The sequence below is a fragment of the Micromonospora sp. ATA51 genome (assembly GCF_016802855.1).
Lineage (GTDB): Bacteria > Actinomycetota > Actinomycetes > Mycobacteriales > Micromonosporaceae > Micromonospora > Micromonospora sicca.
This window is the reverse complement of the sequence record NZ_JAEVHJ010000270.1, coordinates 1-9,528: the sequence shown is the minus strand read 5'-3', so window position 1 is coordinate 9,528 and position 9,528 is coordinate 1. Positions and strand designations below refer to the sequence as shown.

Below are 9,528 nucleotides of genomic sequence, written 5' to 3'. Positions count from 1 at the left end.
CGACGCCACCCGGGAGCGCTGGCCGGAGGAGCGGATCGCCCGGCTCGCCGAGGACGCCGCGCGACGAACCCCGGGAGTCGCCGTCCCGGCGGCGACCGTCCGCGCCGACGGCCGGGCCGCCCGCGTCGACCTCGACCTCGCCGTCGACCACGGCCGGCACCTGCCGACCGTCGCCGAGGCCGTACGCCGCCGGGTGGCCGCCCAGGTCGAGGCGCGCACCGGCCTGACCGTGGCGGGTGTCACCATCACCGTGGTGGACCTGCTCCTGCCCGAGCGGGGCGCGGCACCACGCCGCCGGGGAGTGGAGGCTGACGTGCGGACGGTCAACCGGGTCGCCACCCTGCTGCTCGCCGTCGCCCTGCTCGCCGGCGGGATCCTCGTCGCCGTCGAGGCGTCGCTCGCGGCGCTCGGCCGCCCCGGCCTGCTGCTCCCCGGTGGCCACGCCGCCCTGACCGGCACCCGCTGGCAGGACGCCCCGGCCCGGATCGTGGCCGCCGCGGTCACCCTGATCGGCCTGGTCGTCCTCGCCGCCCAGCTGCGCCGGTGGCACCCGACCCGGCTGCGGCTCGACGGCGCCGACGGCTGGCACCTGCACCGGCGCTCGGTCGAACGACGGCTGACCCGAGCGGTCCGCTCGGTGCCGAGCGTACGGCGGGCCCGGGTGCGGATCCGCCGACGCGGGGACGCCTGGCGGCCCCGGGTGACCGCCACCGGCGATCCGGCGGCCCGCTCCGACGTCGAGTTCGCGGTGCACCGGGAGCTGGACCGGCTGGCCGCGCCGACCCGCGGCCGGGTCGAGGTCCGGCTGGTCCCGGCCCGGCGGGCGGCATGAGCAACGCCGCGCACCGGCTGCTCTGGACGGTCGTCGCCCTGCTGCTGACCGCCCTGGGCGGTACCGGCCTGGCGGTGAGCCTGGGCCGGCTGCCGGGCGCCGACAGCCCACTGCTCGGCGCGGCCCTGCTGCGCTGGTGGCGGGCCGGCGCCCCGTGGAGCGCCGTGGCGGCGGTGGTCGGCGGCGTGCTGCTGGCCGTGCTCGGCCAGCGGCTGCTCGCCCGGGAACTGCGGGTGCCGGGCCGGCTGGCGGGCACCCTGGTGCACGGCGACGGGGGTGGGCGTACCCGGGTGGACAGCGGGGTGCTCACCGGCGCGCTGGAGCGGGACCTGCTCCGGGAACCCGGCGTGCGCCGGGCGCGGGTGCTGCTCACCGGCCCCACGGGCCGGCCCGACTTCTGGGTGGAGGTGCACCTCGACCCCCGCGCCGGCACCGCCGTCGTCCGCGAACACGTCGACGCCGCCGTCCGGCGGTTCGCCGCGACCGTCGGCTGCCGCCCCGCCCACCTCGACGTGACCGCCCGGGTGGACGCGGAACCCTGACCGGCGCCGCCCCCACCTCCCAGGCCGGAAGCCGTGGCGGGCGTCCACGTGCCGTGCGGCATGATCGGGGTCCGATCTGCGGCGGAGAGGAGCGACGGGTGCGGGTGGTGTCCCTGGTGCCGTCCCTGACCGAGGCGGTGGCGCTGACCCGCCCCGAGGTGCTGGTCGGCGCACCGACTGGTGCACCCACCCGGCCGGCCTGGACGTCACCCGGGTCGGTGGCAGCAAGTACCCGGACCTGGACCGGGTGCTCGCGCTCCGGCCGACCTGGTCCTGCTCAACGAGGAGGAGAACCGCCGTGCCGACGCCGACGCCCTGGTCGCGCCGGGGTCCCGGTACGGGTCACGTTTCCGCGTACCGTGCCCGAGGCGCTGACCGAGCTGGCCGAGCTGGCCGGCGCGCTCGGCGCGACCACCGAGCCGGACTGGCTCGTGGCGGCCCGCCGGGCCTGGGCCACCCTGCCCGAGCCCGGAACGCTCCGCCGGGCGGTCGTACCGGTGTGGCGCCGGCCGTGGGTGGTGCTCGGCAGCCGGACGTTCGCCGGTGACGTGCTGCGCCGGCTCGCGTGGCGAACCTGTACGCCGACCACGCCGAGCGCTATCCCCGCCCAGACCTGGCCGAGCTGCGGGCGCACCCGCCGGAGCTGGTGGTGCTGCCGGACGAGCCGTACCGGTTCACCGCCGGCGACGGACCGGAATCCTTTCCCGGCGTGCCCTGCGCGCTGGTCTCCGGGCGGCACCTGACCTGGTACGGCCCGTCCCTCGCCGAGGCGCCCGCGCTGCTCGCCGCCCAGCTCGCCCAGGCCGGCTGAACCGGGCTGGCCCGGACCGGGAAGGCCGTCCGGACCGGGCCGGGAGGGGACCAAGGTCCCGGGCAGGAGCGGCCCGGTCGGCCCTGCCCGCGACGACGGGGCGGAGGTGGAATGAAGGTGCCACCGGGAAGCGCGGTGCGAGGCACAGGAAGGGACGTGGAAACCATGACCGCGACAGTCGAGCGGATCACCGCCAACACCATCGCTCCGGCGGCCGGGACCACCCGTGACGTCGAGACCATCGGCCAGAAGGCCACCCGGTACGTCTTCGCGGGTCTCCGGATCGCGCTGGGCTGGACCTTCCTGTGGGCCTTCCTGGACAAGATGTTCGGCCTCGGCCACGAGACCGCCGCGAAGAACGCCTGGATCAACGGGGGCAGCCCCACCAAGGGCTTCCTCACCTTCGGTGCCGCCGGCCCGTTCCAGGGTCTGTACCAGGACATCGCGGGCGCGGCCTGGGCGGACTGGCTGTTCATGGTGGGCCTCGCGGCCATCGGCGTCGCCCTGCTGCTGGGCGTCGGCACCCGGGTCGCCGCGGTCGCCGGCGGGATCCTGCTGGTCATGATGTGGACGGCCGTGCTGCCCCCCGAGAACAACCCGGTCATGGACGACCACCTGATCTACGCGGGTCTGCTGGCCGGGCTGGCCCTGGTCGGCGCCGGCAACACCCTCGGGCTCGGCCGGGCCTGGGCGAAGCTCCCCATCGTCCAGCGGCTCCCCTGGCTGAAGTGAAGTGACGGATCTGGCACCACCGACAGGGCGGGCGTCACCGGCGTGACGCCCGCTATTGCGTACGCCCACGGTCCCCGCCCGGTCGTCCGGCGGGGACTGACGCGTATCGGCGGGCCGCTATCGGGCAGGATCGACGGGGACCGGATCCACCACCGAGGTAGGAGACCTACGCATGGACAAGCCCGAGGTAGGCCCGATCGAGGGCGCGCCGCCCGCCGATCTCGTCATCGAGGACATCACCGTCGGCGAGGGCCCGGAGGCACAGCCGGGTCAGCTGGCCAGCGTGCACTACGTCGGGGTGGCCCACTCGACGGGCCGCGAGTTCGACGCGTCGTGGAACCGGGGTGAGAGCTTCGAGTTCCCGCTCGGCGGCGGTCAGGTCATCGCCGGCTGGGACCAGGGCGTGGTGGGCATGAAGGTCGGCGGCCGCCGCCGGCTGACCATCCCGCCGCACCTGGGCTACGGCAGCCGGGGCGCCGGCGGGGTCATCAAGCCGAACGAGACCCTGGTCTTCGTGGTCGACCTGCTCGGCGTCCGCTGAGCGGGCACTGAGCCCGTCGCAGGGGGCCGGCGGCGTGTCGCCGGCGGCCCCTGCGCGCTGCCCGGCTCGGGAACCGCCCGGCGGGATCGCCCCGGCCCGACCGGCGTGGTCAGGCCGGCACCAGCTCCGTCACCCCCGCCGTCGCCACGGTCGCCGACTGCCGCACCGGCAGCACCCGGTGCAGGCCGGCGGCCCGCAGCACCCGCGCCACCACCGGATCCGGGTCGACCAGCACCAGCTCGCCGCCCCGCGCGCGGACCCGCAGGTGGGCCGCGATCAGCGTGCGCACCGCGGCCGCGGAGAGCACCCGCACGCCGGACAGGTCCAGCCGGAGCAGCGGACGGGCCGGCGCCGCCCACAGCGCGGCCCGGAACGACCCGACGGTCGCGATGTCGATCTCGCCGACCGCCCGGACGTCCACCACCTGGTCGCCCACGGTGATCTCCACGTGGAACCGGTCGCTGTGCTGCCCCATGCCGACGAACCTATCCGCCGGGACCGACAGTTCCGGCCCGCCCGGACCGGGATCCGGGTACGGCCCGGGTCCGACCCCGAGGGACGTCAGGGTCCCCGGTCAGGTGCCCCCACGATGCCGTGCGCCTCTCCCCGGACGGCCCGGAAACCTCCGTCGCCGCGCCGTTCCCCGGCGAACGAGGGCTGCCCCGGGCGCATCGGCGGGTGACAATGAGCGGATGGCCGTTCCCCGTCAGCGCCCGCCCCGACTCATCCGGCCCGTCCGCGAGCCGGCCACCGTGCCTCCGCCGCTGGAGGGGCCGTGGGCCCCCACCGACCTCCGGCTCGACCACGCCGACCTGCTGCCGCTGCCGGACGGTGCGCACGGGCCGGAGGACGTGCTGATCGACCCGGACGGCCGGATGATCAGCGGGGACGAGGACGGCCGGTTGTGGTGGTGGCCGGCGGACGCGCCGCCGGGCACCCCGCCCCGGCTGCTCGCCGAGACCGGCGGCCGACCGCTGGGTATCGAGCTCGACCCGGTCGACGGCGGCCTGGTGGTCTGCGACGCCTATCGAGGGCTGCTGCGGGTCACCCCGGACGGCGTGGTGCACGAACTGACCGGCACGGCGCCGCCGGTGCACCTCGCCGACAACGGCACGGTGGCCCGGGACGGCACCATCTACTTCACCGACTCGTCCGATCGGTTCCCGCTGTCGCACTGGAAGAAGGACCTGCTGGAGCACCGGCCCAACGGCCGGGTGCTGGCGTACGACCGGCGGACCGGGCGCACCGAGGTGGTGACGAGCGGGCTCTACTTCCCCAACGGGGTCGCCCTCACCCCGGACGAGTCGGCGCTGATGCTGGTGGAGACGGCCACCCACCGGCTGCTCCGGATCGACCTGCCGGACGGCCGGGCCACCGTGCTGACCGACCTGCCCGCATACCCGGACAACGTCGCCGCGGTGGGCGACGGGACGTACTGGATCGCCCTGCCCAGCCCCCGCCTGCCGATCATGGAGCGGCTGCTGCCGCATCCCCGGGTACGACAGCTGGTGGCGCTGCTGCCGGGGGCGGTGCAGCCGCAGCCCCGCCGCTACGGCCTGGTCGCGCTGGTCGACGGCGAGGGGCGGGTGCTCCGGACGCTGCACGGCCCGACCGGCGCGTACTCGATGATCACCGGCGTGCGGCAGCACGGGGACGTGCTCTGGCTGGCAGCCTGGACCGCGACGGCCGTGGCCCGGGTGCGCCTCGGCTGAGCGGCCGTGACGGGCGCCGCCGGCCACCGTCCGAGGGTGGCGGGCCGGCCCGGGTCGTTCCTCCCCGGTGGGTCAGCCGCCGCTGGCCGAGGGGGCCGGTGCGGGCGCCGAACCGCCGGCCACCGCGCCCGGGTGCGGCGTGGCGACGTGGGTGGGCTTCAGCCCGGCCGGTACGGGCAGCGCGCTGCCCTTGATGAACTCGTCCCAGCTGACGTTCCAGGCCGTGAACCCGTTGCCTTGGTCCAGCTTCACCTCGGTGCCCTTGATGGTCACCAGGTCGCCGACGTGGGTGACGCCCATCAGCCAGTCCGCGGCCGCCGCGGAGACGTTAGTGCAGCCGTGTGAGGTGTTGGTGAAGCCCTGCTCCCCCTCCGACCACGGGGCGGAGTGGATGAACTCGCCACCCCAGGTGAGCCGCTGGGCGTCATCGACGTCGACCACGTAAGGATCGGCCGAACCCCGGGTGTCGAAGGTGGTCCGGTCGAACTTCTCCATGATCACCATCTTGCCGCTGGAGGTGGGCGTGCTCGACTTGCCCATGCTCACCGGGACCTTGCGGAGCAGCTTGCCGTCCTGGTAGACGGACATCTGCTTGGTGGCGTTGTCGATGTCGAGCGAGACCTGCCGGCCGATCTTGGAGGTCGCGCTGTGGTCGGCGTCGCCGATGGCGTCCTTGCCGATCGGCAGCCCCTGCAGCGCGCTCCGTACGCTGATCTTCGTGCCGGACTTCCAGTGGTCGGCGCCCGGTACTCGACCTGCTTGCCGTCGGACTCCCACGACCAGGCGCCCGGCTGCGGCGGGTCGGTCTTCACGAACAACCGGCGCTGTACGTCCGCTCTGGCCTCTTTCGGAATTGGCGGATCGAATGCGACGACCACCGGCATCGCCGTCCCGTACGTCTGATTACTGGTGAAATAGAGCTCGGTGGTGACGGCCGGCTTGGTCGATTTCGCCATCGTGGTGAACGTCGTCTTCTGCGTGGTGGTACGTCCGGAACCGCCGGTCGCGGTGACCTCCGCCGTATACGTCCGGGAGTTCTGCAATGGCCGGGTGGGCACCCAGCCCGACCCGTCCTCCCGCGGCTCGGCCGGCACCTGCACACCCTTGTCGTCAGTGAGCCGGACCGCGGTGACCTTCCCGTGCGCGACCTTCGCGCCCACCTCTGCGCTGATCGGCACATCCTTGGTCCGGTCCGCCGGTATCACGGTCACCGACGGCGCGGCCGCCTTCCCGTGCCCCGGCTTCGCAGCCTCCCGCTGACCGGCGGTGCAGCCGCCGATCACCAATGGCGTGACTGCGATGGTTACTGCGAACAGCCTCAATCGCCGTCTCACGTCCATATTCCACACCCCATTTCCCAGTCCCCGTTGGCCCCATTCTGTACGGCGTTTCTCCGGCCGGGTCGCGCTTTTGGAGGAAATGGTGGGCGACGGACGGCCATTTGATGCCGGGTGTGCCCGGCAGGCGGCGGCCGGGCCACGACGTCCGGGATCGGCAATCCTGGGCGGGCAGCGCACCGGACGTACCGGACCGGGCCGGTCAGTCCCAGTCCTCGTCGCCGTGGTTGCGGTCCCACCGCCCGCCCAGCGGCGGGGTGTCCAGGCGGGTGGCGGCCACGCCGTTGCCGGCGAAGTCGTTGTCCTCCACCCGGCAGTCCACCCAACTGCCCCGGTCCGTGACCCACAGCCCGTGGGTCTGCGTCCGCACGTCGTGGTTGTCCCAGACCCGGTTCCCCCGGATGGTCGCCGAGTCGAACGCCGCGTTGATCGCGATGCCGGCCCGGGTCTCCGGCGCGGCCGACAACTCGTACGAGGTGCCGGGCACCGGGGTGTCGCCGCTCCACGCGGTGCAGGCGTCGGGGCGTACCGGGGCGAGGGAGAGTTCGGTGCCGGTGTTCGCGGCCACCACGGCGGTGCGCTTGCCGACCCGGAGCACCTTGCCCCGGTGGCCGTCGTGCGGCCAGTCCGCCGACCGGTCGACCAGGTTCTGGTCGCCGTAGCGGACCGTCTCGCCGCCGCCCGTGGACGCCCCGGCGCACTGTCGGCCGTTGTTGCGGATGCGGTTGTTGAGCAGAACGGTGTCCGTCATCGGGCGGTCGACCCGGATCGCGTCCAGGCCGTTGCCCCAGAACTCGTTGCTCTCGACCACCACGTCCAGCGCCGGGTCCTGGTAGCCGCGCCCGAGGTTGTGCTCGTGGAAGCCGTGCCGCCCGTTGCCGGTGATCCGGTTGCCCCGCACGGTGTACGGCCCGGGCGTGTTGCCCATGCTGATGCCGTCGGCCAGGTTGCCGTCGATCACGCAGTCGGTCAGCAGCCCGCCCCGGCCGGCCACCCCGGCGGTGCCGTTGGCCGAGACGTCGTACCCGGCCTCCAGGTTTCCGGTCATCGTGCAGGCCGTGACGATCAGGCCGTCGGCTCCCCAGTCGGAGATGCCGAACCGGTTGCCCTGGCTGTGGCAGCCGATGATCCGGTAGCCGCGCGGCGGCGGCCAGTAGGGCTTCTGCAACTCGAGGAAGATGCCGTTGGTGCCGTTGCCCAGGGCGGTGCAGTTGGCGATGGTGAGCCGCTCCACCGTCCCCCAGCCGCCGATGCCGACGCCGATGCCGGCACCGCCCATCTCCTCCCCGTTGTCCAGCCGGCCGCAGCCGACCACCACCACGCCGTCGATGCTGCTGTCCTGGAGGAAGTCGCAGCCCAGCCCTGTTGCGGCGGTGTGGTGGATGTAGAGGTTGCGGAACATTGCCCGCACCATGTACTGCAGGCCCAGTCCCTTGGCCAGGTAGTTGTACTCGGCCATCGCCACCCCCGAGCCGTCGATCTCGAAGTCGGCGAAGGTGCAGTCGGCGATGTGCCGGTCCCGGCTCGCGCCGTGCTGCACGGTGGTCCAGAAGGCCAGCGGCGTCGGGTCGGCCCGGTTGCCCTCGTTGCTCAGCACGAACCGGGTCGCGGCCGGGCCGGCGCCGATCAGCGACACCCCGCTGCGCCAGACGGTCCCGGCGTCGCGGACGGAGTAGATCCCCGGCGGGCAGTAGATCACCCGCGCCCGTCCGTCGGCGACGTAGCCGTCGCCGAGCCGGTCCACCAGCGCGGCCAGCGCCGGCTGGTCGTTGGTCACCCCGTCGCCGGTCAGGCCGTACTCGCGGGCGTCGCACCACAGCGGCGCGCCCGCGACGGCCGGGCGGCGGTTCCGCACGGTGGGCGGCAGTTGCTGGTACGACACGCCTGCTCCTCTCGGACTCCGGGCGACGACGGCCTCGGATTCCCGGCCTCCCGACCGGTTAACACCGCGGGACGGGCACGGGGAGCAGATGCGACAGACGGGACGGCGGTGGACTACGCCGCCTTCCGGGGGCGGTCCGGCCAACGCCGGCGACACCGGTCACCGCCGGGGAACCGACCCGCACGGCGGCCCGTACGGGTCGAGCCGGCCGCCCGGACGGCAACCGGCTCCGCGCGCCGTCAGACGTTCGCGACCAGCAGCGCGGGCTGCTCGACGCAGTCCGCGACGTGCCGCAGGAAGCCGCCGGCCACCCCGCCGTCGCAGACCCGGTGGTCGAAGGTGAGGCTGAGCTGGGTGACCTTGCGGACCGCGAGCTGCCCGTCGACCACCCAGGGCTTGTCCACGATCCGGCCGACGCCGAGCAGCGCCGCCTCCGGGTGGTTGATGATCGGGGTGGAACCGTCCACACCGAACACCCCGTAGTTGTTCAGGGTGAAGGTGCCGCCGGTGAGCCGCGCCGGGGGCAGCGTGCCGGCGCGGGCGGCGGCGGTGGTGGCGGCCAGCTCGGCGGCCAGCTCCCGGGTGGTCAGCCGCTGGGCGTCGCGCAGCACCGGGACCAGCAGGCCCCGGTCGGTCTGCGCGGCGATGCCCAGGTGCACCCCGGCGGACTGGACGATCCGCTGCCCCTCGGTGTCGACGTGGGCGTTGAGCTGCGGATACCTCCGCAGCCCGCTGAGGCAGATCCGGGCCAGCAGGGCCAGGATGCTGACCGGCGCGTCCGGGGTGGCCGCGTTGATCGCGGCGCGGGTCGCCAGCAGCGCGGTGGCGTCCACGTCGACCCAGATGGTCACCTCGGGGATCTCCCGCCGGCTGCGGGAGAGCTTGTCGGCGATGACCTTGCGGATGCCGGTCAACGGGATGACCAGGTCCTGGTCGCCGGCCGGGGCGAGCCCGACGTGCGCGGCCGGGGCCGGCTGGTCCGGGACGGCGGCCAGCCGGGCGGCCGGGGTGGCCTCGGCGGCCTCCACGTCGGCCCGCCGGATCACGCCGCCCGGTCCGGTGCCCCGGACCGTCGCCAGGTCCACGCCGCGCTCCCGGGCCAGCCGCCGGACGATCGGCGAGATGACCAGGGCCGCCCG

At 74.4% G+C, this 9,528-nt stretch carries 8 protein-coding genes and 3 pseudogenes; 7 read left to right on the top strand and 4 right to left on the bottom strand.

Annotated elements, in window-relative coordinates; all coding sequences use genetic code 11:
- From JNW87_RS29375 to JNW87_RS29355, 6 genes and pseudogenes are all read left to right on the top strand, one after another.
- On the top strand, window positions 1-832 hold an 832-nt coding region (locus tag JNW87_RS29375; protein ID WP_238454773.1), incomplete at its 5' end, for an Asp23/Gls24 family envelope stress response protein.
- On the top strand, window positions 829-1,374 hold the full coding sequence (locus JNW87_RS29370) for an alkaline shock response membrane anchor protein AmaP (protein ID WP_238454772.1): 546 nt from the start codon (window positions 829-831) through the stop codon (window positions 1,372-1,374). The genes JNW87_RS29375 and JNW87_RS29370, both read left to right, overlap by 4 nt.
- A 76-nt stretch (window positions 1,375-1,450) precedes the next feature.
- A pseudogene (locus JNW87_RS41735) lies at window positions 1,451-1,597 on the top strand (hypothetical protein); the annotation flags it as partial.
- Window positions 1,593-2,185, top strand: a pseudogene (locus JNW87_RS29365) (helical backbone metal receptor). The pseudogenes JNW87_RS41735 and JNW87_RS29365, both read left to right, overlap by 5 nt.
- 156 nt (window positions 2,186-2,341) lie before the next feature.
- The gene (locus JNW87_RS29360) at window positions 2,342-2,917 is read left to right on the top strand and encodes a hypothetical protein (RefSeq protein ID WP_375373558.1); all 576 of its coding nucleotides are present in this window, start codon (window positions 2,342-2,344) and stop codon (window positions 2,915-2,917) included.
- A gap of 172 nt (window positions 2,918-3,089) precedes the next feature.
- Entirely contained in the window at window positions 3,090-3,458 is a 369-nt protein-coding gene (locus JNW87_RS29355; RefSeq protein WP_089013951.1) for an FKBP-type peptidyl-prolyl cis-trans isomerase, read from the top strand.
- 109 nt (window positions 3,459-3,567) lie between these two features.
- Here JNW87_RS29355 and JNW87_RS29350 read toward each other — a convergent pair whose 3' ends face one another.
- On the bottom strand, window positions 3,568-3,933 hold the full coding sequence (locus JNW87_RS29350; RefSeq protein WP_109804916.1) for an STAS domain-containing protein: 366 nt from the start codon (window positions 3,931-3,933) through the stop codon (window positions 3,568-3,570).
- Between the two features lie 217 nt (window positions 3,934-4,150).
- Here JNW87_RS29350 and JNW87_RS29345 point away from each other — a divergent pair, with 217 nt between their 5' ends.
- Complete coding sequence (locus JNW87_RS29345) at window positions 4,151-5,170, top strand: SMP-30/gluconolactonase/LRE family protein (protein WP_238454771.1); 1,020 nt, start codon at window positions 4,151-4,153, stop codon at window positions 5,168-5,170.
- Between the two features lie 72 nt (window positions 5,171-5,242).
- Here the strand turns inward: JNW87_RS29345 and JNW87_RS29340 are convergent.
- From JNW87_RS29340 to JNW87_RS29330, 3 genes and pseudogenes are all read right to left on the bottom strand, one after another.
- Window positions 5,243-6,510, bottom strand: a pseudogene (locus JNW87_RS29340) (Ig-like domain-containing protein).
- Between the two features lie 199 nt (window positions 6,511-6,709).
- The gene (locus tag JNW87_RS29335) at window positions 6,710-8,389 is read right to left on the bottom strand and encodes a right-handed parallel beta-helix repeat-containing protein (RefSeq protein WP_109804919.1); all 1,680 of its coding nucleotides are present in this window, start codon (window positions 8,387-8,389) and stop codon (window positions 6,710-6,712) included.
- A 239-nt stretch (window positions 8,390-8,628) separates the two neighbouring features.
- On the bottom strand, window positions 8,629-9,528 hold a 900-nt coding region (locus tag JNW87_RS29330), incomplete at its 5' end, for a dihydrolipoamide acetyltransferase family protein (protein ID WP_238454770.1).

Bases quoted from the DNA above. Each gene is read 5' to 3' on its own strand.
- JNW87_RS29370 (WP_238454772.1), top strand. From the start codon at position 829: ATGAGCAACGCCGCGCACCGGCTGCTCTGGACGGTCGTCGCCCTGCTG.
- JNW87_RS29355 (WP_089013951.1), top strand. From the start codon at position 3,090: ATGGACAAGCCCGAGGTAGGCCCGATCGAGGGCGCGCCGCCCGCCGAT.
- JNW87_RS29350 (WP_109804916.1), bottom strand. From the start codon at position 3,933: ATGGGGCAGCACAGCGACCGGTTCCACGTGGAGATCACCGTGGGCGAC.
- JNW87_RS29345 (WP_238454771.1), top strand. From the start codon at position 4,151: ATGGCCGTTCCCCGTCAGCGCCCGCCCCGACTCATCCGGCCCGTCCGC.